The sequence below is a fragment of the Polaromonas sp. CT11-55 genome, from assembly GCF_047303325.1.
GTDB lineage: Bacteria > Pseudomonadota > Gammaproteobacteria > Burkholderiales > Burkholderiaceae_C > Polaromonas.
In genome coordinates this window covers 1-244 of the sequence record NZ_JBKBEX010000085.1, presented here as the reverse complement: position 1 = coordinate 244, position 244 = coordinate 1, and the positions used below count along the sequence as shown (strand labels likewise).

Below are 244 nucleotides of genomic sequence, written 5' to 3'. Positions count from 1 at the left end.
ACCGTCCACGCTGTCGAATTCTCACTTTCCCAAACCTGAACTCGAGGATCGCTGGCGGCCCGGAAACGGTAGTTTGCCCGCAAGTCGGCTATCTCGGCAGACTCCAGGGGAGTGATACTGCCGCGGGGATCCGTGGATTCGTAAGCGGCCATTTCTGCCGCCAGCTTTTCGGCGAACTCTCTCGCATTGCCCGCCACGTAAAAATCGTGAGGCGACAGGCAGCCTTTCTGGTTGAATCGTGATG

At 58.2% G+C, this 244-nt stretch carries 1 protein-coding gene; it reads right to left on the bottom strand.

The window, feature by feature from the left end; translation table 11 throughout:
- Positions 1-244: acyl-CoA reductase (locus ACEN8I_RS24185; RefSeq protein WP_413331203.1), on the bottom strand; the 244-nt coding region annotated here is incomplete at both ends.